Origin of the sequence: Corynebacterium ammoniagenes DSM 20306 (genome assembly GCF_001941425.1) — a bacterium.
Taxonomy (GTDB): Bacteria; Actinomycetota; Actinomycetes; order Mycobacteriales; family Mycobacteriaceae; genus Corynebacterium; species Corynebacterium ammoniagenes.
Genome location: NZ_CP009244.1, coordinates 1,622,423 through 1,648,147, shown reverse-complemented (window position 1 = coordinate 1,648,147; position 25,725 = coordinate 1,622,423). Strand labels below are relative to the sequence as shown.

The following is a 25,725-nucleotide window of genomic DNA, read 5'->3' as shown; positions in this document are numbered from 1 at the left end:
ACCTCAGCACGCGGTCCCTTGAAGGGGACTGGGCTGAGGTTATTTTTATGAAGTTGAAGCGAATGTTTTAGAGCGCTGCGCTGAGCTGGCTGGCGGCATCGAGAAGCTGTGCGCCAAACTTTTCTGCGGGAGAGGGCTTGTAGCGGTCGACAGAGCCGGAGATGGATAACACGGCGACGAGTTGGCCGTTGGCATCGAGGATAGGGGCGGAGACGGAAGCAAGGCCGGCTTCGCGTTCTTCGACGGATTCGGAATAGCCGGCTTCTTTGGCGGCATCGACATCAGCTTGGCTAAAGGTGGCGCCCTCAATAGTGATTTCGGCGAAGGCGGCGATAACGCGCGCGGCGGAACCGGAGGTCAGCGGTAGTTGGCTGCCCACTGGTACCACGTTGTGTAGTCCTTGGGCAGGCTCCGCGGTGGCAACACAGGTTCGTGCAGTCTCCGTCCACTGGTATAATTGAATGGATTCGCCGGTATCTTCCATCAATTGGTCCATAATCGGCTTGGCGCTGGATAGTAAGTCATTGCGGTTGCCGGGGAAGGCGGAGCCGATAGTCCACTTGCCTTCGGGGGTGCGTGCAACCAGTCGGTGGGCTTCTAAAGCCGTGGCCAGACGGTGTGCGGTGGCTCGTGGCAGGCCGGTGGTTTCGCACAAATCATTGAGCGTTGATGGTTTATTGGCGGCGGCCATCATAATCGCAACTGCGCGATCGAGTACCTTAATGCCAGAAACTGCGCTATAATCTCCCATATATTGAAACATACGTCCCAATTAGTGAGATTTCAAGTGGAGTGATGGAATGTCCGAGAAACTGACGCTGGCAGAGAAGGTGTGGCGCGACCACGTAGTAACCAAAGGTGAAGGCGGTGCGCCAGATCTGATTTATATCGATTTCCAGCTGTTGCACGAGGTTACCAGCCCGCAGGCTTTCGACGGACTGCGTTTGGCAGGTCGCAAGATGCGTCACCCCGAGCTGCATTTGGCAACCGAAGATCACAACGTACCAACCCTGGGAATTAAAACCGGTAACCTGCTGGAAATCCTCGATAAGACTTCCCGTACCCAGGTATCCACGCTGCGCGATAACTGTGAGGAATTTGGTGTGCGCCTGCACCCGATGGGTGATGCCCAGCAGGGCATTGTCCACACCGTCGGCCCGCAGCTGGGCATTACTCAGCCGGGGATGACCATTGTCTGTGGTGACTCGCATACCTCCACCCACGGTGCTTTCGGTTCCATCGCGATGGGCATTGGTACCTCAGAGGTGGAACACGTGATGGCAACGCAGACGCTGTCGCTGAAGCCTTTTAAGACCATGGCTATTGAGGTCAAGGGTGAATTAGCAGAAGGTGTTTCCGCCAAGGACTTGATTTTGGCCATTATTGCCAAGATTGGTACCGGTGGCGGCCAGGGCCACATCATCGAATACCGTGGTGAAGCGATTCGCAAGATGTCGATGGAAGCGCGCATGACCATTTGCAATATGTCTATTGAGGCAGGCGCACGCGCGGGCATGGTCGCACCGGATGAGACGACCTACGAATATGTCAAGGGCCGTGAGTTCGCACCGAAGGGTGAGGACTGGGATGCGGCGGTGGAGTACTGGAAGACGCTGCCGACCGATGAGGGCGCGGAGTTTGACACCGTCGTGGAAATTGACGCCGATGAGCTGACCCCATTTGTTACCTGGGGTACCAACCCAGGTCAAGGTCTGCCCTTGGGTTCTGTCGTGCCGGATCCAGAGGCGGCGGGTGATGATAATGAAAAATCCGCTATCGCTAAGGCGTTGGAGTACATGGACTTAACTCCGGGTACCCCGCTGCGCGATATTTCCATCGATACTGTCTTTTTGGGCTCATGCACCAATGCGCGCATCGAGGACCTGCGCGTGGCAGCTGAGGTCGTGGAAGGTCGCACGATTGATCCTGACACCCGCATGATCGTGGTGCCATCCTCCGAGGTTGTGAAAAAGCAGGCGGAAAATGAAGGCCTGGATAAGATCTTCCTCAAGTTCGGTGCTGAGTGGCGCACCGCGGGTTGTTCCATGTGCTTGGGCATGAACCCGGACCAGCTCAAACCAGGGGAGCGCTCGGCATCTACCTCGAACCGTAACTTCGAAGGCCGCCAAGGCCCTGGTGGACGCACTCACTTGGTCTCCCCATTGGTCGCAGCAGCTACTGCGGTCACTGGCCATTTGGCATCACCTGCTGATCTGGACCCTCGTGAGCCTGCGGAGCAGGCGTCTTAAGGCTTCGTCGAAAGCCATACTGATCAGACGAAGACGATAAGCAAAGGAATTTTAAACACATGGAAAAGTTCACCACGCACACCGGCATTGGCGTTCCCCTGCGCTATTCCAATGTCGATACCGACCAGATCATCCCCGCGGTCTATCTCAAGTCCGTCAAGCGCTCAGGCTTTCAAGATGGCCTGTTTTCCAACTGGCGCAAAGATGAAAACTTTGTGCTGAACCAGGAGCCATTCAACAAGGGCACCGTGCTTTTTGCTGGCGCCGACTTCGGTACCGGTTCCTCGCGTGAGCACGCGGTTTGGGCATTAGGCGACTACGGGTTCAAGGCAGTATTTTCTTCCCGTTTCGCCGATATCTTCCGGGGCAACTCCGGCAAGGCGGGCATGTTGACCGGGTTGATGGAGCAAGAAGACATTGAGCTGATTTGGAAGCAGCTTGAATCCGGTGATGTCGAAGTCACCGTGGACTTGGAAGCACGCACCGTCACCGTCGGCGGCAATGTCTACAGCTTTGATATTGATGACTACACGCGCTGGCGCTTGATGGAAGGCTTAGATGATATCGGGTTGACCTTGCGCGATGAAGAGGCCATTACCTCTTTTGAAGCACAGCGCCCGGCGTTTAAGCCCGCAGTGGCCAAATAGGTTTTAATAGAGCCTGAGACTGCCCCAGGAAATCTGCTTTTGGTGGTCTGCTTCCAGCAGTCATCTTCCAGCGGTCCGCTTCCAGCGGGTTACCTGGGGCTTTGCTTTAAGCAGGTACTACGATGACAGGGGTGCATATCCAGCAAACATTGATCCCACCAGCCGGTCCCGCGTGGACTGGCTCATTAATGGGCACCTCAATCATTGCCGCGTTATTGTCCATTCACGGCGCCAACTATCCAGCGATTGCCTTCGCGGTGCTCGCCACCGGCATCTTTGTGGTCACCTGCTACGGCACCCTGCGCTATCGCACCCCGCGGCTGTTGCCGGAGCACATGGGGCCGTGGGGCATGTTTGCCATGGGCGTTATCTCTTTAGGCACGGCGTGGACCACGATTACCGGTGACAGCGTCTACCAGCTCATTACCTATCTCACCGCAGGGCTGGCAGGCTTTGTGCTGGCTATCAATCAGTGGCGGAAATTTGCTGGCTCACCGAACTTCCAATGGGGCCTTGCGCTGGTGGTTCCCATGGTCGCAGCCACCAGCGCCGCGCAGCTGGGATTTATAACCCTCGGGCGCATTGGCTTTATCTTCGTGTGGATTATCGGGGTGCCGGTATTCCTCTACGTCTACCTGGCGCTGATGCGCGGGCGCGCGAATATCCCAGCGATCGTCGGCAATACCACCTGGATTCCCGTGGGCGTGGTCGGGCAATCCACCGCCGCGGCGCAGCTGTTATTCTCCCAAGATTTTGGCCTGCTCTACGCCTCGATCATGTTGCCATTAGGTGCGGCGGCAAGTCTTTATGCGCTCTATCACGAATACCGCACGGTACGCAGATGGGCAGCCTATAACCCCGCCTGGTGGGGATCAACCTTCCCGGTGGGCACCATGAGCCTAGGCACGCACTTTGTGGCGGTCAGTACCGGCAACCATGCCTTTGACATCATTAGCCAAGCAGCCCTGGGCCTTTTAATTTTGAACTGGCTATTGTGCGTTATCCGCTGGGCTTCGTGGCGTTTGAACCACGAAGCCGAAACCAGCCAAGACTAGCTATCGCACCGGCAGCGGGGAGGCTAAATAGTCCGCGCCGGTCAGCTCGCCATGTAGAAAGCTTAAGACCCACACAGAGGACTTTTTGACCTTCAAGTCATCGGTATCCATAAACTTCGGGGCATAAGAGTCAATGATGGACGGGATAGTCAGTCCCTGCGAGACAATCACGGGGGTGCCACCGCGGGCGACAATGGACTCAAATGCCAGGCGGGCTTTGGTGGGTTGGTCTACCCAGGCATCATCGCCAAGCAACGCGTCAACGTGGATGGAAAGATTGAGCTCATCTGCCAACGGCGCAGCGGTTTGCAAACACCGATCGGGCACGGCGGAATAGATCGCAGTGGGGTGGTAGGGAGCAAGCTCAGAGACAAGCATTTCCGCTTGTCGACGACCCTTTTTATCCAATGGGCGCAAATTATCATCCCCGCTCCATGTCTTACGATCATGCGCGCGGGCGTGGCGGACATATAACACCAAGGTCTCTGGCATTAACTGCAAGCGCTTTAAGGCCTTATCCAACACGTCTTCATCGAGCTTGTACGTCACGCGCTCGCGGGCATCGGCAATGGGCATCCACACCAGTTCATCGGCTTCTTCATTGGCGATAAATTCACCGGATAACACCTGCGCCAGCCAGTAGTAAACCACCTTGGTGCGCCCTTGCACCGGGTAGGTGACTTTGCCGACGAGTTTGCCCAGCTTGACCTGGTAGCCGGTTTCTTCCCACAACTCACGCGCCACGGTGGCGGGCAAGGACTCCCCGGGGTCAACTTTTCCTTTGGGCAAGGACCAATCGTCGTAGTGGGGGCGGTGAATTAACGCCACCTCAGGTGCTTGCGGGTCGCCGCGCCATAACACGGCACCTGCTGCCAGGGTGGTGCGCTTGAATTCTGCCTTGGGGTCTTTGGGAACATGCTGTAAGCGGCCAGATATGAAAGATTCCGATTGGATGTCTTTATCAGTTTCATGCATGTCTTTAACCTTGGGTGTTGAGGCCACTTTCTGCTCCTTCGGGGGTGGTGTGCTCCTTCATATCGTAGACCCTGCCGGGCGAAGAGTCCGGGTGATGGCCAGGCATGTTTTATGATGGGATGCGAAAGACAGGTTGTTAGAAAGGTTGATGAATGGCACAAGTTGCAGTGATGGGCGCGGGATCCTGGGGAACCACGCTGGCCAAAGTGTTTGCAGACGCTGGCAGTGAGGTTCGCCTGTGGGTTCGTCGTGCGGAATTGGCAAAGGCCATCACCACCACGCACATCAACGCGGACTACCTGCCCGATATCGTGCTGCCTGCAACTATTACTGCCACCACGGATATCCAAGCTGCCTTAGAAGGGGCAGATATCGTGGTCTTTGCGGTGCCTTCGCAAACCATGCGCGATAATTTAGCGCGCTGGAATGAGCATTTGCCTAACGATGCCACCTTGGTGTCCATCTCCAAAGGCATCGAGTCAGAGACCTTGAAACGTATGAGCGAGGTTATCGCCGAATGCACCGGCGCCTCCGCGGATCGTATCGCCGTGTTGTCGGGCCCCAACCTGGCGCGCGAGATTGCCGAAGAACAAGCGGCCGCCACCGTCATTGCCTGTCCGGATGAACAGCGCGCCATTGCGGTCCAGCAGGCAGTCTCTGCGCCGTATTTGCGCCCGTATACCAATACTGATGTGGTTGGGTGTGAAATCGGCGGCGCGTGTAAAAACGTCATCGCTCTCGCCTGTGGTGTGGCCACCGGCATGGGCATGGGAACCAACACCATGGCAACACTGATTACCCGCGGGCTGGCAGAAATTACCCGACTCGGTGAAGCCTTGGGCGCAGATTCTCGAACCTTTGCCGGTCTTGCCGGCTTAGGCGACTTGGTGGCGACCTGTACCTCGGAATTATCGCGCAACCGCACCTTTGGTTTTCGCCTGGGCCAAGGCGGCAGCTTAGAAGAAGCCGCGGCTGCAACGAATGGGCAAGTAGCCGAGGGCGTGATTTCTTCGGCCTCGATTTATCGCCTGGCCATGGATTCCGGGGTGGATATGCCTCTCACACAAGCAGTTTTTGGCGTGTGCCATAAAGACTTGACGGCCGAAGACATGGTGATTGCTCTGATGGGTCGTAGCAAGAAGTCGGAAGTTTAGTAGCTAGACTTAATCCTCATGACTTCAAAGACGCGCGTAGCTGTCATCTATGGTGGCAAAAGTACTGAACACTCCGTCTCCTGTGTGACCGCAGGTGCAATCATGAGCCATTTGGACCCGGAGCGCTATGAGATTATCCCCATTGCGATTACCAAAGAGGGCACCTGGACCATTGGTGTCACCGAGGGCTTAGAAATTAAAGATGGCAAGCTGCCGGAGGTCGAAGAAGCCGATGAGCTCACCGTCTCGTTGAATCCGCGCGGTGATGGGCAAATTCATAATGTCACCCGTGGCACCCTGCACGCCGATATTGACGTGGTCTTTCCCGCGCTGCACGGCGTCAACGGCGAAGATGGCACCGTCCAGGGCGTGTTTGAGATGGCCGGCATTCCTTATGTCGGTACCGGCGTGATGTCGTCTGCGGTATGCATGGATAAAGAATTCATGCGCAAACTCATGGTGGCCGAAGGTTTGCCGGTTACCCGTGACGTTATCCTGCGCGGCCGCACAGAGCTAACCGATGCAGAAAAAGACCACTTGGGTCTGCCTGTCTTCGTCAAACCTGCTCGTGGTGGCTCGTCGATTGGTGTCTCCAAAGTCAATACCTGGGACGAGCTACCGGCTGCAATTGCCGAGGCTGCCGCATTTGATGACAAGGTCATTGTCGAAGCCGAGCTAGTCGGTGCCGAAGTTGAAGTCGGCGTGCTGGAATACCCCACGGGTGAGCTGGTTGCTTCGGTACCGGCCAAGCTCAATGGCACCGAGGATTCCGATGAAGGCTTCTATGGCTTTGATACCAAGTACTTAGATAACACCGTGACCGCCACCATCCCTGCGCCGTTTGATGAAGCTACCACTAAGGCTCTGCAGGACCTCGCGGTCGAGACTTTCCAGGCGTTGAATTGCGAAGGCCTATCGCGTGTGGACTTCTTTGTCACCGAGCAGGGTCCAATGATCAATGAGATCAACACCTTGCCCGGCTTTACGCCGATCTCGATGTACCCGCAGGTATTTTTGGCATCGGGCGTGAGCTACCCAGAACTGCTCGATACTCTGATTGCCACCGCTTTGGCCAAAGCGAACCAGGACGTCTAGGGCTTAAACATCGGCATCTTTAGCTCACTGTGGTTGTTGCTGCAGTGAGCTTTTTGCGTTGGTAGTACGCGGGCGGCGCGTGGACTGTCGGTTGGACTCTCCGGTAGCAGGACCGAGTGAGAGCACGAGGAGTGCGGCGCCGATAGCAGCGATTCCTACCCAGCCGAGGGGGTCCAGGCGCTCGCCGACAATGACCACGGCCAGGATGGCCGCGATGGCAGGCTCGGCAAGCGTCAGCGTGGTCGCACTACTGGCGTTCACACGCGTCAGCCCATAGCCAAAGAGCAAATAGCCTAAGAACATCGGAATTAATGCCATATAGGCGCCGACGGTAAATGACTGGGTACTGGATAAAAGCGGTGCGCCGGTGGCAAGGAGCACGGGTATAAGAGCGAGCCCGCCGAGTCCGAAGATAGCGCCCATGCCGGCAGCGCGCCCGATGGTGCGACCAATGAGCTGATGTGCGCTCCAGGAATACAGCGCGTAGGTCGTACCGGCGACAAGACCTAAAGCGATTCCTGCGATGGTGGGTGCTACTTGGCTGGGAGCGTTGTGCATGGTCGACAGGCACAAAGTGGTGGCACCGGTAATGCCCAGTGCCGCGGCTAACATCCAGCGGCGGCTGAGGTGTCGTTTTTCACTGACGCGCTCTAAGACCTCCGAGGCAATCGGCGCGGAGCCCAGGGAGACCACGGTTCCTACGGCCACACCAGCTAGGTGCATGGAGCTATAAAAGGCGAGGGGATAGATAAATACTCCCACAGCACCAGCGAAGACGACTGGGAGGTGTGCGCGTAGTTCTGTACGCGCCCGGTACAGCGCGGGGAGGGCAATGAGCGCTTGCAATATCCCGCCAATGCCGAGCGCGGCAGCGCCCATGGCTAAAGGCCCAACATCTGGAGCAAAGGTGGCGGCAGTCCCCGTGGTACCCCACAGTGCGGCAGCACCGAGAACGGCGAGGATACCCAGTAGTGTTCCTTGACTATTCATTACTCGGCAAGCATCCGTGCGGCGATAAGGCGGGCATTGTGTAAACGCTGTGGTGTGCCTTCGAGCCCGGCGCGCGCGACGGCGCCTTCGAGGAGAAAGCTTAAGTGCTCAGCCAGTTGCTGTACCTGGTTAACGGTAGACAGCTGTGATGGCTGCTCAGTGGGATGCTCAGCTAGGTGTTCGGTGAGGTGCTTCGCGAGGATAGCTTCGACTTCTTGTTTGTGTTCGTTGACCGCTTGGCGCGCAGGCGTGCCGGCGGGAAATTCGGCGGCGGCATTGAGCAGCCCACAGCCACGGAAACCGTCGTCATAGCTATCCATGGCGTGGGCGATATAAGCATCAAAGACGGCGAGTACTTTCTCTGCCGGGCTTGTGGCTTGCTCCTCTCGGGCGCGGTAGAGGCTCAACCATTCCTGGTGGCGGTGGTCGATATAGGCATCGACTAGCGCGGCTTTGGACGCGAAGTTGTTGTACAGGCTCTTTTTCGCCACACCTGCTTCTGTCGTGATGGCGTCAATACCCGTGGCGTTGATGCCGTGGTGATAAAAGCGGTTGCCTGCTGCGTGCAAGAGTTTATCCCGTGCGGTTGTCATAGCGTCCCTCCGAGTCGGTAGCTCAGCTAGGAGGTTGCTGAGCTGGTAAGTAGCCCAGTCTACCTACTTTGAAAATGGGCACAAGAGACAAGTGGCAAATATGCAAAGAGCACGCGGATCATTCGATCACGCGTGCTCTGATGCTTAAAGCGCTGTGTGGCGGGTCTAGCAGGTGACTAGTCCTGCTCCTTGGTATTAGCGACAATCACATCGCCTAGTTCGACCAGTGCGGTATTGGCAATATCTTGTGGGGCACTGACAGCGATGTCGGTTTCACGGCCTAGGGCATACCAGGTACCGGCGGTGGTTCCTTCGCCCAGGGTGGTGTCTTGGAACCAGGGAATGTCATTGATTTGCTGTAGCTGCTCGCCGGCTTCATAGCCTGCTGGGGGCTCCACACCACAGCGGATGACTACGGGTTCGCGGCCAGCAGCGCTCCAGGCGGCAGTGTGCTCTTCCGAGACGTCCATGCGTTGGTAGTCTTCGCCGAGGGTATCGGGCAGGGCATCGTCAAGCGAAGTGCACGCCTCGGCATTATCTGCTGAGTTTAACTGTGACAACGGCGCTGGGCGTGGCTCTTGTTCCGTGGCATCGAGTACCTCTAATGCATCTGACAGTCCCTCTGGCTGCTTATCGGTATGGGTGGTCACTGCTACCGCCGGGGAGAAGTCGGTGTTGTACCACGTGGTCAAGGAAGAACCCTCGGTCATATCGCGAACTTCCAACCAGTTGGAGCCATCAATGTCTACCGGTTGGGAGTATTCGGTGTACTGCAAGGGCATATCCACCCCGCAGCGCAGCACGGTTGCCATGGAGGAGATATCAGCCCAGGCGGCCACACCGTCGGGTGCGGGCTCAACGAGCTCTGAACGCTTTTCACCCATAAACCGCTCAGGCAGATTAGCCACCAATTCCTCACACAACGGCGTGGACGCCTCGGGGGAATCAACCGCACTGACGGACACAGGCTGTCGTGCCACGTTTTCAAAGTAGTATTTAGTGCCAAAAAGCACGCCAATTACCAGCACTATGGACAGCCCAAGTGAAATGTAAATAGCCGGGCGATTAAATTGGGTAGTCATAGAGCCACATGTTACTGAAAGGCAATCTGTGAAAAACACTCCGACCCTCCGCGATGTGGGCGAACACGGCGTCATCCAAGAAATCATCGCCGCCGCCCCCAGCTCCTTAAATGGCGACGACGCCGCAGTGCTGTTGCCACTAGCGCCGAACTCGCGCACCGTGGCCACCACAGACATGCTGGTTGAAGGACGACACTTTTGCCGCGATTGGTCCACGCCGTACCAAGTGGGCATGAAAGCTATTACCCAAAACTACGCTGACATTGAAGCCATGGGCGCACGTCCCATCGGTGCTTTGATGGCGCTGGGTGCACCTTTGGACACTCCCGTATCCGTGGTACGGGAAATCGCCGAGGGTATTGCCCAGCGCACCGGCGAGTACAACACGGAGTTAGTTGGCGGCGATGTCACCCAGGCGGAAAAGATTACGGTTTCCGTTACCGCCATTGGGGCACTGGGCGGAGATCGCCAACCTTTGGCCTTGAGTGCCGCGCGCGCCGGGCAAAAGGTCGTAGCCCATGGCAAAATTGGGTGGTCGGCGGCTGGCTGGGCGTTGCTGGAGCGCTTCGGGCGCGATATACCTGATGCCGAGCTGCAACCGTTGGTGGACTTTCACTGTGCGCCCATGCTCGATCCTGGCCGTGGGGTCATTGCCCGGGCTACAGGTGCTACCGCCATGACGGATAACTCCGATGGGCTCGTGCACGACTTGCACACCATCGCGCGGCGCTCATCGGTACGCATTAATATCTTCGCCGACGCGGTCGCCCCCGATGAGCTCTTAGTACGCGCAGGCGAATTATTAGACCATGACCCGTGGGATTGGGTCTTGGCTGGCGGGGAAGACCACACGCTGTTAGGCACCACTATGAAAGATGCACCGTCCGGCTTTCGTCTGATCGGTGAAGTCACCCGCGGCAATGGTGGGGACCTGGTGACCGTTGATGGTGCGCCTGCGCGCTACATCTCTGGATGGGAATCATTCCCGGAGGAGGCCTAATGCACCCTGACTGGCAACCGATTATCCAAGAACCTCTTAATCACATCAGTACGGATATCTACGGCCCGGATACCCTCCCGCCGCGCGATGATGTCATGCGTGCCTTTGACCTCGCACCCTCGGACGTCAAAGTATTAATACTGGGCCAAGACCCATATCCCACCCCAGGGCATGCAATGGGCTTGTCCTTTTCCACCCAACCCGGGGTGCGCCCGCCGCGCTCATTGGTCAACATTTATAAAGAGCTCGAATCCGACCTGGGTATTGTCTTGTCGGATACGGGTCGCGCCGATGGTGATCTCACATCCTGGTTTGAGCAAGGAGTCATGCTTTTAAACCGCGTGCTGACAGTAGAAGCAGGAAACGCCGGTTCACATCGGCGCATGGGCTGGGAAGCAGTGACCGAGGCAGCCATCCGCGCGCTTAATCGCCCAGACCTGGTGGCTATCTTATGGGGCAAAGACGCACAATCTGCCGCACGCTTTATCCCCGAGGCAACCATCATTGCCTCCCCGCACCCCTCACCGCTATCCGCGCGCCGGGGCTTTTTCGGATCCCGGCCCTTTTCCCGGGCGAATGAGGCGTTGGTTCAGGCCGGATCAGCACCTGTCCGGTGGCAATTGTAGACTTAGCCATCATGGCTATAAACCACATTGACGCCCCCACGCTGCACGCGTGGGCGAAGCGATCGGTGGCAGAGCTTTCCCTGCGCCGCGCCGAGCTCAACCAGCTCAACGTCTTTCCAGTTCCGGACGCAGATACCGGCTCGAATATGGCGCACACCATGGAAGCAGCCTTGGCTGAGGCCGATAAGGGCGGCGATGTCGCCCAGGCACTGGCCATTGGCTCCGTGCGCGGGGCACGTGGCAACTCCGGCATGGTGTTATCGCAGGTCTTGCGCGCGGTAGCAGATTCCACGGCGGATTCACTTATCGATGCCCAGACGTTGGTCAACGCACTCACCCTAGCGGTGGATTTAGTTGATCGTGCCATTTCCGAGCCCGTCGAAGGCACCGTGGTCTCCGTGCTGAAAGCCGCGGCCGTGGCGGCAGAAAAATCCGCGCAGCATTCCGACGTGCTGGTGGAAGTACTCACCGCGACCTGCGATGAAGCAGCGAAGGCGTTGGCCAATACGCCGTCACAATTGGCCGTGTTGCGCGAGGCCGGCGTGGTTGATGCCGGGGGAGCGGGCCTGGTGATTTTGCTCGAGTGCCTGCTGGCAGAAGTTACTGAGGCTGAACCGCGCGAAGGAATTGCCATTCCCGAAAGTGTCGTTGAATTGGAAGTGGTCTTTTACTACCACGGGGACATCGACAAGCTAGATGCGGCGATTAGCCCACTGGGCGATAGCGTGGTCATTGCGCGCGCGACCGAAGCAGAAGCCAATGTCCATATTCATACCTCGCACGCCGGCGAAGTGATCGAGAAAGCTTTTGGGCTAGGTGAGGTTACGAGCCTGCGCTTGGAGGTATTGCCGGCGAAGGCACAAGTGCCAGAAAAGCTTGTCGATGACACCCCGCGGGTTATTGTCTCCACCCGTGACGGGGAGTTAGCGAAGCTGTTTCGCTCCATTGGTGCCACGATTTATACCCCGGGTATGGCTCTGGGTGATGACGATATTTTTGTGGGCACCCCGCGCGGAATTGAACTCGGTGGTGCCGAGGTCGTGCCGGTGTCGAGTAACGTGGAAGCAATCGCGGCGATTTCCGTCTATGCCCCAGGCCCAGGTGCGGTGACGGCCATGGTCGAAGTAGCGCGCGCGATGCGGGTGGATAAACCCAGTGATGAAACTGTTGGCGCGATTTTGGCCTGCTGTCATGACTTAGTGCGCGACGGTGATGAGCAATTGACCATCTTGACTTCGCTGACGCTCGATACCGAGCAACTGACCCGGCAGCTGGGCGTGGAAGTGATCGTGGTGCAGGTGGCAGGTATGCGCACCGAAATCGGGGTAGAATAAGCGGCCATGTTGGGGTGGAAGGATGACCGGCCGCTATCTGAGGTTCTGCCGGGCAAAGTGGCCAAGGCGCTGACCAAAAGCTTTGGCTATTCCACCTGCGGGCAACTGCTGCTCAACCACTTTCCGCGCGATTATATCCGCCAGGGCAAAAACTTCCGGGCCTTTGCCGAAAGACAAGCCCCGGAAGGCTCGTTTATCACCGTCTCGGGCACGGTGACCCATATTGCCAAGCGTCCCATTCGCAATGGGTTTGTGCTCAACGTGACCGTCGATGATGCCTATACCGCCGTGTTTTTCAACGGTGTGTGGCAAGAGCGCGTGTTATATCCGGGCATTCGCGTGCTCTTTTCGGGCAAGCTGAAGTTTTTCCACAACACTGCGCAATTGCAGCACCCGGAATTTTTGATTCTGGATGCACCGCGCGGGGAATCCGCCGTGTCCAAGCGCTGGGGCGGAACGTTGAAAGCGATTGCGCAATTTGTGGACGTGGAAGAGCTGCTGCGTGATCGCGAGTGGCTGCCGGTGTATCCGGCGTCCTCGACGCTGAAGACGTGGACGATCATGGCCGCGATCCACCACGTGTTAAAAACCCTGCCGCCAATTGAAGATCCGCTCGATATCTCCGATCTGACCTTCGATATGGCGCTGCGCCAAATCCACGAACCTAGACCGGAAGGCCCGCAGCGTGCTATCGACCGCTTGAAATACAACGAGGCTTTAGGCATTGGTCTGGTCATGGCCTTGCGCCGGCGCGATACCCGCCACTGGCGTGCGTTTGCATTGCCACCGGCTCCCGATGGCTACCGCGCGGAGATGCTCGCCAAACTGCCTTTTGAGCTCACCGGCGGACAACAGCGCGTATTGAAAGATATCGACCGGGATTTATCCAAGGCCGAGCCCATGTCCCGGCTGCTGCAAGGTGAAGTTGGCTCCGGTAAAACATTAGTCGCGGTAGCCGCCATGCTCTCTGCTGTCGATGCCGGGCATCAAGCAGCCTTGCTGGCGCCCACGGAAGTGCTTGCGCACCAGCATGCGCGCTCTATTTCGGCGATGCTGCCGGACGATATCCGCCTGACGGTGCTATCGGGCTCGATGAAAGTCGCCGAAAAGCGCCAGGCCTTATTGGATATCGTCTCCGGCCAAGCCGATATTGTGGTCGGCACGCACGCGATTATCCAAGAGACCGTGGAGTTTTTCTCCCTTGGCATGGTCGTTGTTGATGAGCAACACCGCTTCGGCGTAGAACAGCGCGATTCTTTGCGGATGAAAGCCCCCGAGGGTACTTTCCCGCACGTGCTGGTGATGACGGCAACGCCTATTCCGCGCACTATTGCCATGACGGTCTTCGGTGATTTGGAAGTATCCTCCCTGCACGAATTACCCGGCGGGCGCAAGCCGATTCAATCCTCCGTGGTTCCAGAAGCCAAGCCCACGTGGGTCACGCGTGCTTTTGAGCGCATTCGCGAGGAAGTTGCCGCCGGGCACCAGGCTTATATCGTTTGCCCCCGCATCGAGGGCGAAGGCGGGGTCTTAGAACTAGCCGAAGAACTCCAGGACGGGCCTTTGGCCGGCCTGCGGATTATGGTTTTGCATGGGCGCATGGATGATAAAGATGAGCGCATGGCGGCCTTTGCCCGCGGGGATATCGATGTGCTTGTATCCACCACCGTGATCGAAGTCGGCGTGGACGTCGCCAATGCCACGGTGATGCTCATTCGCGAATCGGAGAACTTTGGCGTCAGCCAGCTCCACCAGCTGCGCGGGCGCGTCGGCCGTGGCGGTAATGCCTCGCTGTGTCTATTTCACACGCTCGCCGCCCCGAATTCGGAAAGCTTCGAGCGCATTGCCAAAATTGCCGCGACCTCGAGCGGTTTTGAACTCACCGAGCTCGATATGGAATACCGCCGCGAAGGTGACGTTTTAGGCACACGCCAATCCGGGCGCCAGCGCACGCTGCAATTGCTTGATTTATCCGAGGATTTGCTCATTATCGAACGCGCCTATGAAGACGCCTATCAGCTTGTCGATGACAACCCCGAGCTCGCCTTTCACCTCACCGTCGGCATCCGCGAGGAAGAACAAGAATACTTAGACAAATCCTGACCATGCCATGAGTTAGGCTAGATGCCATGACCAGAATCATTGCCGGCCAAGCTCGTGGTCGCACCATTATCGTGCCGGAGGAAGGCACGCGCCCGACCTCCGACCGCGCCCGCGAAGGGCTTTTTTCTTCGCTCGCCGTGCGCTGGGGATTTGAAGGCTCCCGCGTTCTCGACCTGTTCGCCGGCTCCGGCGCCCTAGGCCTCGAGGCTGCCAGCCGCGGTGCCGCGGAAGTACACCTGGTAGACAATAGCGCCCAGGCGATCAAAAACATCACCCATAACGCCGGCGTGGTCGGCCACCCCAAGGTGCACATCCATCAGCTGCAAGCCAGCACGTATTTGGCGCAGGCCCCGCGCGAACACTTCGACATGGTGCTAGCCGATCCGCCTTATGATTTCGCCGACGTCGACGAGCTTCTCGTCGCCATCACGCCCGTGTTGGCCGATGATGCCATCGTGGTCATCGAACGCCACATCGACAGCCCTGAGCCGGCCTGGCCGGCGGAGTACGACCCGACGGGGCAAAAACTAAAAAAGCGCACCTACGGAATCGCGCGCATGGACATGGCCATTTTTGAAAGGGAAGTACATGACTAAAGCAGTTTGCCCAGGCTCTTTTGACCCCATGACCTTGGGACACCTCGATATCTTCAACCGCTCCGCAGCGCTTTTCGATGAAGTCACCATCCTGGTGACCGGCAATCCCAATAAACAAACCGGGCTATTTAGCATCGACGAGCGTGTGGACCTGATCAACCAGGTCATCGATCAGCCCAATATCCACGTCGATACCTGGGCGGGACTGCTCGTTGACTACACCACCGAGAACAACATCGACGCCATCGTCAAAGGCCTGCGCTCCTCGCTCGACTACGAATATGAGCTGCCCATGGCGCAGATGAACAAGCGCCTGTCCGGCATTGATACCGTGCTGCTGTTGACCGATGAAAAATACGGCTATATCTCCTCGTCCCTATGCAAGGAGGTCGCCAAATACGGCGGCGATATCTCCGGGTTCTTCCCCGAACCAGTCGGTCAAGCTGTGCTGGAGAAATACCGCGCATGATTATCGCGCTTGGTGTCTTCCTCGCTATCGCTGTGGGCTCCTGCATGCAGCGAGTCTCCGGAATGGGCGTGGGTCTCATTACCGGGCCGGTCATTTCCATTTTATTGGGACCGGTGGAAGGCATCATGGTGCTCAACATCCTCGCCTGCGCCAACGCCGCAGCGACCACAGTCACCGTGCGGCGTAACGTGCAGTGGAGATACGTCTGGCTGATTGGCTCCGTGCTAGTCATCGGCTCGGTTCCCGCAGCATTTCTTATCGCCGCCACCGAGACCGCACCGCTGCTCATTATCGTCGGCGCGCTGCTGCTGATCGCCCTTGCCGTAGCCACCTTCGGCAAAAATCTCTTTCCGTCTGTCACCGGGCGCACCCCGGCGCTGACAGCCGGCGTACTCGGCGGCTTCGCCAATACCCTCGCCGGTGTCGCGGGTCCTGTCTTTACCGTGTATTTCACCGCCGCCAAATGGCCGCAAGCCCAATACGCGGCGACCATGCAGCCGCTTTTTATGATTGCCGGGGCGCTGTCATTTATCGTCAAAGCCCTCGTCGGTGCCGCCTCGCTGACCACCATCGATTGGCTGGTCTGGCCAGCCGGTGTCGCCGGCATGCTGGTCGGCATTAGCATCGGCGGTCTAATCGCCGGCAAGATCGACAAAGCGGCGGCGAGAAAGCTTTCGCTGTTCATCGCCGCCGCCGGAGCAACCGCAGCCATTATCCGCGGTGTGACATCACTTTAAAAGCGACGACAAAAACTCCTTTGTGCGTGGCTGCTGTGGATTGTCCAGCACCTGCTCAGGAGTGCCCATTTCCACCACAGCACCGTCGGCCATAAACACGACCTTGTCCGCGACTTCACGCGCAAAGCCCATCTCGTGGGTCACCACAATCATGGTCATACCACCGGAGGCTAAGTCTTTCATCACGCGCAGAACTTCGCCAACGAGTTCGGGGTCAAGCGCGGAGGTGGGTTCATCGAAAAGCATAAGCTTCGGGTCCATGGCCACCGCACGCGCGATAGCCACGCGCTGTTGCTGCCCACCAGAAAGCTGGACTGGATACGCCGTGGCCTTGTGCGCCAAGCCCACCTGGTCCAGTAGTTCCATGGCCCTCTTTTTGGCCACGTCCGGCTTGATGCCTTTGATGTGGACTGGCGCTTCCATGATATTTTCTAACGCCGTGCGGTGGCTGAAAAGGTTAAAGGACTGAAAGACCATGCCGATGTGCTGGCGCTGCAGCGAGGCATCTTTTTCCGAGATTTCATAAAGCACGCCGTCGCGCTCGCGATAGCCCACGAAATCGCCATCGACATACAGCCTGCCCGCAGTGATCTTTTCCAAGTGGTTCACGCACCGCAAAAACGTCGATTTACCGGAGCCCGAGGGACCGATGAGACACATGACCTCGCCGGGCTCAACCGTGACATTGATGCCCTTGAGTACTTCGAGCTGGCCAAAAGACTTGTAGACATCGATGGCCTCGACCATGGGTTTATTCATTGCGGTTGACCTCCGGGATCACAGATACGTTGCGGGGAATAGTACCTTCGGCATCAGCTAAGGCAGCGAGTTGGCGGCCGGTGAGCTCGCGGGTAGCTCCCTTTTCATAGTACTTTTCCAGGTAGTGCTGGCCGACCATGAAAATGGAGGTAATAACCAGGTACCAGGTGGCAGCGACCATCAGCAGCGGGATGGGCTCAAACAGCGCTGCGGAGATATCGGTGGCGCGGCCGAAGATTTCGTGGGTGTAGGGAATAGCGACCACCAGGGACGAAGTCTTGAGCAGTGAGATGAATTCATTGCCCGTTGGCGGGATAATAATGCGCATCGCCTGCGGCATGACGGTGCGGCGCATGGTCATCCACCAGCCCATGCCCAATGCTTTCGATGCTTCCTTCTGGCCCTCCGGCACCGAAGAAATACCGGAGCGCACAATCTCCGCCATATAGGCGGCTTCATTCAGGCCCAGACCAACCACGGACAAGAAGAAGGCCGAGGAGAGCACGCCTTCCAAAGAGATTTCGGCAAAGCCTAAGTTAATGGATTGATAGAGTGCTCCGAGCAGGCCCCAAAACACCAGCTGGACGTAGATGGGCGTGCCACGAAAGACCCAGAGGAAAATCCAGGACACTGAGCGCAGCACGGGGTTCGGCGACATGCGCAGCACAGCCAGGATGGCGCCGCCGACCACGCCGATGATCATCGCCAGCAAGGTAATAGCCAAGGTGTGCAAGGACGCAATGGCAATCCGGGTGTCTAGAAGATAGGCGAAGTAGGTATCCCAGCCGTAGGCCTCGTTGCGGGCTGCGCCGATGATAAACCATGCGGCGAGTAGCAAGATGATGACGGCGAAGGTCCAGCGCCAGGGGTGGCGCAGGGGTTTTGCTTGGATCCTCTCAGGGGTACTCATGATTGGGGCCTTTCATTAATCATTGCCGTGTCGATGAGTCCGTCTTCAATACCCCATTGGGCAAGAATGCGGGCATAATCTCCGGTATCAATCAGGTGTTGTAGGGCAGCAGCCATCGCGGGACCGTAGTCGGAATCTTTGGCCACAGCCATGCCATAAGGGGCAGCATCAAACATCTCGCCGACCATTTCCAGCTGGCCGTCGGAGCGGTTGACGGCATAGGCAGTGACGGGGGAGTCCGCCGACAGCGCATCCGCGCGGCCGGTTAAGGCTGCGATGGCAGCATTATCGGAGGTGTCATAGCTTAAGATTTCCAGGTCGCCGTCGCACTCTGCGGCTTTGGGGCGCACATCGTCGGTTTCAGACACGGTAGTGCGCTGCACGGCAACAGTAAGCCCACAGGCATTTTCGGGGTCGACATCTTTGCTTGTCGATGTCGGCTGGGCCCATTGAATACCCGCGTACAGGTAGTTGACGAAGTCGAAGTTCTGGCGACGTTCTTCCGTATCTGTAAACCCGGAAACGCCAATGTCTAGTTGTCCGCCTTGAATTGACGGCAAAATCATGGCGAAGTCTTGCTCGACGGGCTGAAAATCCAATCCCATGACGCTGGCCATCGCTCGCGCGAGGTCCATTTCGACGCCGACGATATTGCCGGCATCGTCTTTGAACTCAAACGGTGCGAATGGGGGATTAGTACCGGCGGTGAGCACGCCGTCTTCGTCGTCGACCATGGCGGCGATGGCATCGACACGCTCGGGGGTTATCTCTTCCCAGCCGTCGGGAAGTGCGGGCTCGGAGTTGGTGACGCAGCCGGATAGTACCGTCACCGAGGCCAGCGCTGCGAGTACCTTGTATTTCATTTAGTGGGCCGCCTGCATTTCTGCGGTCTTTTTCTTAGCGATGCGTGTATCCGCATAAATAAAACCGCCCACGATGGCCGCGCCGAGGATAAACATCACGATGATAGCCAGCGAACCGGCATCCTGCTTCTCGCCCCACGGCCACAGCGCGCGCAGGGAGCCGAGCATGAAACCAGACATGACTGCGAGCGTGCCGCCACGGCGATTGTCTAGCAGCCAGTTGAGAACGCGGACAAAAACGATGAGACCGCAGATAGCACCGGCGATAAACACGACGATGATAGTCAGGTTGCGCTCCGAGACCGCGGCGATAACTGGCTGGTAAAGCCCGAGCATTAACAAGATGAGCGAGCCGGAAACACCCGGCATAATCAGCGCGCAGACCGCGACGGCGGCGGCGAAGAAGATAACAATCAGGCTAGGGTCCTCGACAGCATCGGCGGTAAAGCCGGTGACCACGAAGATGACCACGGCGGAAATCAGGCCGTAGAGCCAGTAGATGGGCTTGCGGCGTTCCTCAGCGCTCATCATCGAAAGTGGCACGATAATCGATACTGCGACCATGCCCATGAATAATGCATGGGAGATGGAGAAGTTATTGTCGACGAAGGCAGACAGGACACTCGACATGCCAAAGACGGCGGCGACCATGCCGACGCCGACGAATAAAATTAAGAGCCAATCGACTTCTTTAAACTTGCCCTTGATGATCTTATCCGCGCTGGCCAGGGCTCGTTCATAAATGCCGACGATCAGCGCCACGGTACCGCCGGAGATTCCCGGCACGAGTTCGGCTGAACCGATTAACGCGCCGCGAATTAGATTGAAAATGTGCTGCAAAGTTAACCCCTTAACGTGTATAGAACAACGTTTCACGGTACACGTGTATGCGCATAAAATTTAATCCCCACGCGGGCTATCCGCGAAGGAAAGGCAGCACGTCATAAATATTAAAGTGCGGAATGTGTGGCGCAATCACGCTGCCGTAAAAAGAACCCAGGCCTGCCCACACGCCGACGGAAACGAGCACATCGCGGATGATATTGAGCACCGTGCTCTCCGTGCGCTGGGGAACTGGGACCGACGAGCCGGTCGACGAGCCTGAAGAGGAGCCAGTAAATGAGGACGAGAGATTTTCTGAGGACGTCTCCACCTGAGACGATAGCTCCTGGGCGTTGGCCACGGTTACTGGTGTCAAGGTCACAGCGGTAGCGGTGATGACAGCGGCAAGCTTGGTGCGCATATGAATTTCTCCTGAAAAAGTGGTTGGAATCTGTCCATACGATACTCAAGCGGCAAAACCACGAGTACTTTGGGGTTTATGATTAATACCGATTTGAGCACCTCAGCACATGAAAAAATGATTGCCACCTACCGGCACCTGCACCAAAACCCCGAGCTATCCATGCAGGAGTACAAGACGCAGGAATTTATCGAAAAAGAACTCGATGATATTGGCATCGAACACTTTCGATGCGGCGGCACCGGCGTAGTCGCCATCGAGCGCAACGGTGACGGTCCTACGGTCGCTTTTCGCGCGGACACCGATGCTTTGCCGATTGAGGAGAAGACGGGCGTGGAATATGCATCGACAAGCACTGGCGAATTAGATGGTGCCACCGTGCCGGTAATGCATGGCTGTGGACACGATAGCCACGTCACCGCCGCGTTGACCGCCGCGCGCCTGATTCACGAGCAGCGTGACGCGTGGGCGGGGACCATCGTGTGGATTTTCCAACCGGCGGAAGAAACCGCCGAAGGCTCCCGCGCCATGGTCGCCGATGGGCTGTGGGACAAGGCGCCGAAACCGGACATTGTCTTGGGCCAGCACGTGTTTCCTTTTGAATCGGGCACCTTGCACTACACCTTGAATGCCGCCATGGCCGCGGCCGATTCGCTGAAAATCACGTTGCATGGGGAACAATCGCACGGATCCCAGCCGCAGGATTCCATTGACCCGATTGTCTTAGGTGCGCATATTGTCACCCGCCTGCAAACTATTGTGGGCCGCGAAATTGCGCCGTTGGATTCTGCGGTGGTGACCGTGGGGACGTTTAATGCGGGCCTGAAGGAAAATATCATCCCGGACCGCGCGGAGCTCAAGCTGAATATTCGCACCTTGACACCGGATGTGCGAGAGCAGGTCTTAAATGCGATCACCCGCATTGTCAACGCCGAAGCTGAAGCCTCGGGTGCGCCGCAGCCTGATATCGAGGAAATTTATACCTTCCCGCAGCTGAAAAACCACGCCGAGGAAGGCGCACGCGTCGCCACAGCCCTGCGCGCGGAACTCGGCGAGGACAAAGTCATTGAAACCCCACCTTTGATGGGCTCGGAAGATTTTGGCCACCTGGCTGATTCGATTGATGTGCCCAGCATGTTCTGGTTCTTCGGCGGAGCCGCGGCCGATGATGACAACCCAGCGAAAAACCATTCGCCACGCTTCTTGCCCGTAGAAGAGCCCACCCTGGCCACCGGTGTTCGCGCCGCCGTGGCTGCAATCGGTGCTTACGTCGCGTCCTAGACACGACAATACCCTCGCAGAAAAGCTCTCCTGCGAGGGTTTTATTATGGTGCCCCTGGTGAGACTCGAACTCACACTGGACGGGTTTTGAATCCGTTGCCTCTGCCAATTGGGCTACAAGGGCGTACAAGAAGATAGTAGCGTAAGTGGTTCGCAAAAATAAAATCACGCCGTCTACACTGGTAGACGTGACTTCAAAGCTACTTCTCATTGACGGCCATTCCATGGCATTTCGCGCGTTCTACGCTCTGCCGGTAGATAAGTTTTCTACCTCCGGCGGGCAACACACCAATGCTGTTTATGGATTTATGTCCATGATGGCTGCTTTAGTGGGCGAGGAAAAGCCCGACTCCATCGCCGTTGCCTTCGACGTGGGGCGCAAGACGTTCCGCACGGAGATGTTCCCGGAGTATAAAGCGCAGCGGGAATCTGCCCCGGAGGAATTCAAGGGCCAGGTAACGATTATTCGCGATGTTCTAGACAAAATGGGCATTACCACCTTGTCGCGGGAGAACTTCGAGGCCGATGATATTTTGGCCACCTTGGCCACCCAGGCAACGCAGATGGATGAATTCGACACGCTGATTGTTACCGGCGATAGGGACTATTTGCAGCTGGTCAACGACTCCACCACGGTGTTATATCCCATGCAGGGTGTGTCCAAGCTGCACCGGTTTACCCCGGAAGCAGTGGAGGAAAAATATGGCCTGACACCGCAGCAGTATCCGGATTATGCGGCGCTGCGCGGGGATACCTCGGACAATCTGCCGGGCGTTCCCAAAGTCGGGGAGAAGACGGCTTTAAAGTGGATTTTGCAGTATGAGGACCTAGACAATCTGTTAAATCACGCCGAAGACATCAAGGGTGTCGTGGGCAATAACCTGCGCGAGCGCATTGAGCAGGTGCGTTTAAACCGCACCTTGACGCAAATGATTACGGACATGGACTTAGAAGTCGGCCCGCAGGACTTGGCCTTTAAGTCGGCGGAGACGGCGACGATCGCGCAGCTTTTCGATGAACTCGAGTTCGGCGTCAACCTTCGCGAGCGCGTGGTGGATGCGTTTCCTAATATCGAGGGCGCGGAGCCGGAGACAGAAGATGCGGTCAAGGTCAGCGTGACATCGCAAAGCTTGAAGCAGTGGCTGAAAGACAAGACCGGTGTTGCTGTCTTTATCACCGGCGACGGCCGACCTGGACAAGGTGACGCCACGAGCATTTCGCTTGTCGATGACACCTTTGACGCCATCCACGCCGAACTCGCCGACTTATCGGCAGAAGATGATAAAGCGCTGGCTGCCTGGCTGGAATCTGATGCGGAGAAATTCTTGCATGAGGCCAAGGCGGCCTATCACATGCTTCAAGGCCGCGGCATTACCTTAAACGGCATCGCGCACGACACCGCGCTCGCGGCCTATCTCTTGCGACCTGGACAACGCACTTACGAACTTCCCGATGTCTACCAGCGCCACTTGCGCAAGACACTCGAGGCTTCCAGCGAGCAGCTTTCGCTTCTCGATGACACCGGCGGCATCGACTCCGCCGTCGCCATCATGGAGCTGACCGTGGAGTTAACGAAGGCTTTGCAGGAGATTGATTCCTACCAGCTTTATGCCGAGCTGGAAATTCCTCTGGTCTCTATTTTGGCGAAGATGGAAGCAACCGGTATTGCCGTCAATGTGGACACACTGGAGTCGCAGCAGGAAGTCTTTGCCAACCACGTGGCCGCGGAAGAAAAGGCGGCGCGCGAGCTGGCCGGCGATGACACACTTAATCTGAATTCTCCGAAGCAGCTGCAAACTGTCTTGTTTGAGACGTTGGATTTGCCGAAGACGAAGAAGACGAAGACAGGGTATTCTACGGCGGCGAAAGAAATTGAGCAGCTGGCGATTAATCATCCGCACCCGTTTTTGGATCACCTGTTAGCGCACCGCGAGTATCAAAAGCTGAAGACCACTCTGGAAGGCTTGATTAAAACGGTGCAGCCGGATGGGCGTATCCACACGACATTCAATCAGACGGTGGCTTCGACGGGGCGCTTGTCGTCGACGGAGCCGAACCTGCAAAATATCCCGGTGCGCACGGAATCAGGCCGGACTATCCGCTCGGCGTTTATCGTGGGCGAAGGCTATGAAACCTTGTTGACTGCGGACTATTCGCAGATTGAAATGCGCGTAATGGCGCACCTGTCGCAGGACCCGGGTTTGATTGAGGCATATAAGGAAGGCGAGGACTTACACAACTATGTCGGCTCGCGCGTCTTCGATGTGCCCGTCGACAAGGTGACATCTGAGCTGCGCCGCCGAGTCAAGGCCATGTCGTATGGTTTGGTCTACGGCCTATCGGCATTCGGGCTATCGCAGCAGCTGTCGATTCCTGCCGGCGAGGCGAAGAAAACGATGGATGCGTACTTCGACCGCTTTGGCGGGGTAAAGAAATACCTCGCGGATGTCGTCGAGCAAGCGCGCAAGGATGGCTATACCGCAACGGTCTTTGGTCGTCGTCGCTATCTGCCGGAGCTGATCTCCGATAACCGCCTAGCACGCGAAAACGCCGAGCGCGCTGCACTCAACGCTCCCATCCAGGGCACCGCCGCCGATATCATCAAGGTCGCAATGATCCGCGTCGACCAAGCCCTCGAAGGCTTTAAATCGCGCGTGCTGTTGCAGGTACACGATGAATTGGTCGTCGAAGTAGCTCCTGGCGAGCTTAATAAGGTGCAGGAGATCGTGGAAAGGGAGATGGATGCATCGATAAGCTTGCGGGTGCCACTGGAAGTCTCTGCCGGCACCGGCGATAACTGGGATGCTGCCGCGCACTAGGCCCGCTGGTTATTTGCCATATCGTGGGCGGTGCCGCGCCATCCTTCGTAAAAGATAGGCCGCGGATTGTAGTGGATGGGATCGTTTGGTTTGGGTTGATAGCCTGGCCACCCGAGCCAATCGCGGACAATCCGGCCATTTTTCGGCGGCGCATTGGGATTGTCATCGTTCGCAGCGTTGTGCGGGGCGCACGCATTCGCTAAGTCATCCCAGTTGTGTTCATCTTTGCGCACATAAGCATAGGCATCGATGTGGTGCGCCTGGCAGGTCACGGCTGCGCGCCCGCACCGCGTGCACGTCAAGGTCTCTAGCATGACTCCGAGGCGGTGTTCGCCGGTGGAAAAGCGTGTGCGGATAATGGGCTGGATGAAATTAAGCTGCGCGCGACCATCTTTCATGCTGGTGTGCGCGACATAGCCGGTATCAGCCAATGCGAGGTTTACTGCTTCATCGATGGGAATGGTTCCGCCGGATAAAGTATTGATGTGCCCGCGGGCGTAATCAACGTTCGGATCGCCGGAGATGATGACCATGGGCTGATATTTCTGCTCGCCCTCGGGGTTGGAGGAGAAGAGTTTTCTGAGCATCCAGTTGGCGAAGAGTTGGTCATATTGCAAACGCGGGTTCTTTTTCTTCGCGCTGGCGATAAAGCTTTGTGCCTGTTGCTGGATATCGCGCGCTTGGTGTTCTTTAATCAAGCCTTGAACGCGAATCATGCCGTGCTCGTTGGGCTCGCGTGCGAAGGTCAGGCGGTTGACGCGGCGCGCTTTCTCCGGCTTAGTGCATTCGGCGAGGATAGTTTTGATGTGGATTGCGGCATCCGTCACGGTGGCATTGGCGCAAGCGTGCAGCATGCGGTCAAGGATTTTGACTGGATTATTCAGCTTTTTATCAACTTTGCTCATGGCAGTCGATACCAGTTTGAGGTGATCGAGGGATAGCTTGAGCTTGGATGCCACCAGGTGCCCTGGCTTGATGCGGTTGTGCACCCGCAATAAAAGCCTGACTTCATCGAGGCTGAGGTTGTCTTCGCGAGCAACGATTTCCGGGTGCGTAGATCCCACCCGGGCATGAAAGCTTGCTACCAGGTCCCAGCCACTGTTTTTGGCTGCCAGGTAGGCGCTATATGCATTGCTCAACGTCAT

The 25,725-nt window shown here is 57.3% G+C and carries 25 protein-coding genes and 1 tRNA gene; 14 read left to right on the top strand and 12 right to left on the bottom strand.

Translation table 11 applies throughout. The features are described 5' to 3' along the window. Positions 1-67: 67 nt before the first annotated feature. The gene (locus CAMM_RS07555; protein WP_040356205.1) at positions 68-751 is read right to left on the bottom strand and encodes an IclR family transcriptional regulator; all 684 of its coding nucleotides are present in this window, start codon (positions 749-751) and stop codon (positions 68-70) included. A 49-nt stretch (positions 752-800) separates the two neighbouring features. On the opposite strand from CAMM_RS07555, the gene leuC reads away from it, so the two are divergent. The 3 genes from leuC to CAMM_RS07540 all read left to right on the top strand — a co-directional run bounded on the left by leuC (position 801) and on the right by CAMM_RS07540 (position 3,951). Beyond that, on the top strand, positions 801-2,249 hold the full coding sequence (gene leuC, locus CAMM_RS07550; RefSeq protein ID WP_003848871.1) for a 3-isopropylmalate dehydratase large subunit: 1,449 nt from the start codon (positions 801-803) through the stop codon (positions 2,247-2,249). 59 nt (positions 2,250-2,308) lie between these two features. After that, complete coding sequence (gene leuD / locus CAMM_RS07545) at positions 2,309-2,896, top strand: 3-isopropylmalate dehydratase small subunit (protein WP_003848874.1); 588 nt, start codon at positions 2,309-2,311, stop codon at positions 2,894-2,896. A 122-nt stretch (positions 2,897-3,018) separates the two neighbouring features. Further along, complete coding sequence (locus tag CAMM_RS07540; protein ID WP_077715806.1) at positions 3,019-3,951, top strand: SLAC1 family transporter; 933 nt, start codon at positions 3,019-3,021, stop codon at positions 3,949-3,951. On the opposite strand, the gene CAMM_RS07535 is transcribed toward CAMM_RS07540, so the two are convergent. Beyond that, positions 3,952-4,926, bottom strand: coding sequence for an NUDIX hydrolase (locus CAMM_RS07535; protein ID WP_003848879.1), 975 nt, complete (start codon positions 4,924-4,926; stop codon positions 3,952-3,954). It abuts the gene before it with no gap. A gap of 152 nt (positions 4,927-5,078) precedes the next feature. Here CAMM_RS07535 and CAMM_RS07530 point away from each other — a divergent pair, with 152 nt between their 5' ends. After that, a complete protein-coding gene (locus CAMM_RS07530) occupies positions 5,079-6,080 on the top strand; it encodes an NAD(P)H-dependent glycerol-3-phosphate dehydrogenase (protein ID WP_003848881.1) in 1,002 nt (333 codons plus the stop codon). Between the two features lie 12 nt (positions 6,081-6,092). Then, on the top strand, positions 6,093-7,175 hold the full coding sequence (locus tag CAMM_RS07525; protein ID WP_373871629.1) for a D-alanine--D-alanine ligase family protein: 1,083 nt from the start codon (positions 6,093-6,095) through the stop codon (positions 7,173-7,175). A gap of 24 nt (positions 7,176-7,199) precedes the next feature. Here the strand turns inward: CAMM_RS07525 and CAMM_RS07520 are convergent, their stop codons facing one another. The 3 genes from CAMM_RS07520 to CAMM_RS07510 all read right to left on the bottom strand — a co-directional run bounded on the left by CAMM_RS07520 (position 7,200) and on the right by CAMM_RS07510 (position 9,840). Continuing rightward, entirely contained in the window at positions 7,200-8,165 is a 966-nt protein-coding gene (locus CAMM_RS07520; protein WP_003848884.1) for a DMT family transporter, read from the bottom strand. After that, positions 8,165-8,758: a TetR/AcrR family transcriptional regulator gene (locus tag CAMM_RS07515; RefSeq protein ID WP_003848886.1), complete on the bottom strand. Its 594-nt coding sequence runs from the start codon at positions 8,756-8,758 to the stop codon at positions 8,165-8,167. The genes CAMM_RS07520 and CAMM_RS07515 overlap by 1 nt, the downstream gene beginning before the upstream one ends. Before the next feature lie 176 nt (positions 8,759-8,934). Then, complete coding sequence (locus CAMM_RS07510) at positions 8,935-9,840, bottom strand: DUF3515 domain-containing protein (RefSeq protein ID WP_003848888.1); 906 nt, start codon at positions 9,838-9,840, stop codon at positions 8,935-8,937. Positions 9,841-9,868: 28 nt separating this feature from the next. Between CAMM_RS07510 and CAMM_RS07505 the strand changes: the two genes are divergently transcribed. Genes CAMM_RS07505 through CAMM_RS07475 form a run of 7 tightly spaced genes read left to right on the top strand, consistent with a single transcriptional unit; the run spans position 9,869 to position 16,705 of the window. Continuing rightward, positions 9,869-10,840 carry a thiamine-phosphate kinase gene (locus CAMM_RS07505; protein ID WP_003848890.1) on the top strand — a complete coding sequence of 324 codons (972 nt, stop codon included), beginning with the start codon at positions 9,869-9,871 and terminating at the stop codon, positions 10,838-10,840. Next, on the top strand, positions 10,840-11,466 hold the full coding sequence (locus CAMM_RS07500; protein WP_003848891.1) for a uracil-DNA glycosylase: 627 nt from the start codon (positions 10,840-10,842) through the stop codon (positions 11,464-11,466). Before CAMM_RS07505 ends, CAMM_RS07500 begins: the two co-directional genes overlap by 1 nt. An 11-nt stretch (positions 11,467-11,477) precedes the next feature. Next, complete coding sequence (locus CAMM_RS07495) at positions 11,478-12,800, top strand: DAK2 domain-containing protein (RefSeq protein WP_040356207.1); 1,323 nt, start codon at positions 11,478-11,480, stop codon at positions 12,798-12,800. 6 nt (positions 12,801-12,806) lie between these two features. Next, positions 12,807-14,903, top strand: coding sequence for an ATP-dependent DNA helicase RecG (locus CAMM_RS07490; RefSeq protein WP_003848896.1), 2,097 nt, complete (start codon positions 12,807-12,809; stop codon positions 14,901-14,903). Between the two features lie 26 nt (positions 14,904-14,929). Beyond that, on the top strand, positions 14,930-15,499 hold the full coding sequence (rsmD, locus tag CAMM_RS07485) for a 16S rRNA (guanine(966)-N(2))-methyltransferase RsmD (RefSeq protein ID WP_003848898.1): 570 nt from the start codon (positions 14,930-14,932) through the stop codon (positions 15,497-15,499). Continuing rightward, the gene (coaD, locus tag CAMM_RS07480) at positions 15,492-15,968 is read left to right on the top strand and encodes a pantetheine-phosphate adenylyltransferase (protein ID WP_040356089.1); all 477 of its coding nucleotides are present in this window, start codon (positions 15,492-15,494) and stop codon (positions 15,966-15,968) included. The genes rsmD and coaD overlap by 8 nt, the downstream gene beginning before the upstream one ends. After that, on the top strand, positions 15,965-16,705 hold the full coding sequence (locus tag CAMM_RS07475) for a sulfite exporter TauE/SafE family protein (protein ID WP_003848902.1): 741 nt from the start codon (positions 15,965-15,967) through the stop codon (positions 16,703-16,705). The genes coaD and CAMM_RS07475 overlap by 4 nt, the downstream gene beginning before the upstream one ends. Here CAMM_RS07475 and CAMM_RS07470 read toward each other — a convergent pair. From CAMM_RS07470 to CAMM_RS07450, 5 genes are all read right to left on the bottom strand, one after another. Continuing rightward, positions 16,697-17,464 (bottom strand): amino acid ABC transporter ATP-binding protein, encoded by a 768-nt coding sequence (locus CAMM_RS07470; protein WP_003848903.1) that lies wholly within the window; start codon positions 17,462-17,464, stop codon positions 16,697-16,699. The two genes, CAMM_RS07475 and CAMM_RS07470, sit on opposite strands and share 9 nt — an antisense overlap. Beyond that, a complete protein-coding gene (locus CAMM_RS07465; protein ID WP_003848904.1) occupies positions 17,457-18,374 on the bottom strand; it encodes an amino acid ABC transporter permease in 918 nt (305 codons plus the stop codon). Before CAMM_RS07465 ends, CAMM_RS07470 begins: the two co-directional genes overlap by 8 nt. Beyond that, positions 18,371-19,237 (bottom strand): ABC transporter substrate-binding protein, encoded by an 867-nt coding sequence (locus CAMM_RS07460; RefSeq protein WP_003848905.1) that lies wholly within the window; start codon positions 19,235-19,237, stop codon positions 18,371-18,373. The genes CAMM_RS07465 and CAMM_RS07460 overlap by 4 nt, the downstream gene beginning before the upstream one ends. Then, complete coding sequence (locus CAMM_RS07455) at positions 19,238-20,077, bottom strand: DUF368 domain-containing protein (protein ID WP_003848908.1); 840 nt, start codon at positions 20,075-20,077, stop codon at positions 19,238-19,240. Positions 20,078-20,153: 76 nt separating this feature from the next. Continuing rightward, complete coding sequence (locus tag CAMM_RS07450; RefSeq protein WP_003848910.1) at positions 20,154-20,480, bottom strand: hypothetical protein; 327 nt, start codon at positions 20,478-20,480, stop codon at positions 20,154-20,156. Positions 20,481-20,558: 78 nt separating this feature from the next. Here CAMM_RS07450 and CAMM_RS07445 point away from each other — a divergent pair, with 78 nt between their 5' ends. Beyond that, complete coding sequence (locus tag CAMM_RS07445) at positions 20,559-21,761, top strand: amidohydrolase (protein WP_003848912.1); 1,203 nt, start codon at positions 20,559-20,561, stop codon at positions 21,759-21,761. Positions 21,762-21,808: 47 nt separating this feature from the next. Here the strand turns inward: CAMM_RS07445 and CAMM_RS07440 are convergent. Further along, positions 21,809-21,885 (bottom strand) — tRNA-Leu (locus CAMM_RS07440). Between the two features lie 100 nt (positions 21,886-21,985). Between CAMM_RS07440 and polA the strand changes: the two genes are divergently transcribed. Beyond that, on the top strand, positions 21,986-24,580 hold the full coding sequence (gene polA, locus CAMM_RS07435) for a DNA polymerase I (protein ID WP_003848914.1): 2,595 nt from the start codon (positions 21,986-21,988) through the stop codon (positions 24,578-24,580). Here the strand turns inward: polA and CAMM_RS07430 are convergent. After that, positions 24,577-25,725, bottom strand: coding sequence for a hypothetical protein (locus tag CAMM_RS07430; protein ID WP_003848916.1), 1,149 nt, complete (start codon positions 25,723-25,725; stop codon positions 24,577-24,579). The two genes, polA and CAMM_RS07430, sit on opposite strands and share 4 nt — an antisense overlap.

What these genes read in the sequence shown, in the direction of transcription:
- CAMM_RS07535 (WP_003848879.1), bottom strand. Translation starts at nt 4,926, where the DNA reads ATGCATGAAACTGATAAAGACATCCAATCGGAATCTTTCATATCTGGC.
- polA (WP_003848914.1), top strand. Translation starts at nt 21,986, where the DNA reads ATGGCATTTCGCGCGTTCTACGCTCTGCCGGTAGATAAGTTTTCTACC.
- CAMM_RS07500 (WP_003848891.1), top strand. Translation starts at nt 10,840, where the DNA reads ATGCACCCTGACTGGCAACCGATTATCCAAGAACCTCTTAATCACATC.
- coaD (WP_040356089.1), top strand. Translation starts at nt 15,492, where the DNA reads ATGACTAAAGCAGTTTGCCCAGGCTCTTTTGACCCCATGACCTTGGGA.
- CAMM_RS07470 (WP_003848903.1), bottom strand. Translation starts at nt 17,464, where the DNA reads ATGAATAAACCCATGGTCGAGGCCATCGATGTCTACAAGTCTTTTGGC.
- leuC (WP_003848871.1), top strand. Translation starts at nt 801, where the DNA reads ATGTCCGAGAAACTGACGCTGGCAGAGAAGGTGTGGCGCGACCACGTA.
- CAMM_RS07515 (WP_003848886.1), bottom strand. Translation starts at nt 8,758, where the DNA reads ATGACAACCGCACGGGATAAACTCTTGCACGCAGCAGGCAACCGCTTT.
- CAMM_RS07495 (WP_040356207.1), top strand. Translation starts at nt 11,478, where the DNA reads ATGGCTATAAACCACATTGACGCCCCCACGCTGCACGCGTGGGCGAAG.
- CAMM_RS07430 (WP_003848916.1), bottom strand. Translation starts at nt 25,725, where the DNA reads ATGACGTTGAGCAATGCATATAGCGCCTACCTGGCAGCCAAAAACAGT.
- CAMM_RS07445 (WP_003848912.1), top strand. Translation starts at nt 20,559, where the DNA reads ATGATTAATACCGATTTGAGCACCTCAGCACATGAAAAAATGATTGCC.
- CAMM_RS07530 (WP_003848881.1), top strand. Translation starts at nt 5,079, where the DNA reads ATGGCACAAGTTGCAGTGATGGGCGCGGGATCCTGGGGAACCACGCTG.
- CAMM_RS07450 (WP_003848910.1), bottom strand. Translation starts at nt 20,480, where the DNA reads ATGCGCACCAAGCTTGCCGCTGTCATCACCGCTACCGCTGTGACCTTG.
- CAMM_RS07510 (WP_003848888.1), bottom strand. Translation starts at nt 9,840, where the DNA reads ATGACTACCCAATTTAATCGCCCGGCTATTTACATTTCACTTGGGCTG.
- CAMM_RS07490 (WP_003848896.1), top strand. Translation starts at nt 12,807, where the DNA reads ATGTTGGGGTGGAAGGATGACCGGCCGCTATCTGAGGTTCTGCCGGGC.
- CAMM_RS07540 (WP_077715806.1), top strand. Translation starts at nt 3,019, where the DNA reads ATGACAGGGGTGCATATCCAGCAAACATTGATCCCACCAGCCGGTCCC.
- CAMM_RS07555 (WP_040356205.1), bottom strand. Translation starts at nt 751, where the DNA reads ATGGGAGATTATAGCGCAGTTTCTGGCATTAAGGTACTCGATCGCGCA.
- CAMM_RS07465 (WP_003848904.1), bottom strand. Translation starts at nt 18,374, where the DNA reads ATGAGTACCCCTGAGAGGATCCAAGCAAAACCCCTGCGCCACCCCTGG.
- rsmD (WP_003848898.1), top strand. Translation starts at nt 14,930, where the DNA reads ATGACCAGAATCATTGCCGGCCAAGCTCGTGGTCGCACCATTATCGTG.
- CAMM_RS07475 (WP_003848902.1), top strand. Translation starts at nt 15,965, where the DNA reads ATGATTATCGCGCTTGGTGTCTTCCTCGCTATCGCTGTGGGCTCCTGC.
- leuD (WP_003848874.1), top strand. Translation starts at nt 2,309, where the DNA reads ATGGAAAAGTTCACCACGCACACCGGCATTGGCGTTCCCCTGCGCTAT.
- CAMM_RS07520 (WP_003848884.1), bottom strand. Translation starts at nt 8,165, where the DNA reads ATGAATAGTCAAGGAACACTACTGGGTATCCTCGCCGTTCTCGGTGCT.
- CAMM_RS07460 (WP_003848905.1), bottom strand. Translation starts at nt 19,237, where the DNA reads ATGAAATACAAGGTACTCGCAGCGCTGGCCTCGGTGACGGTACTATCC.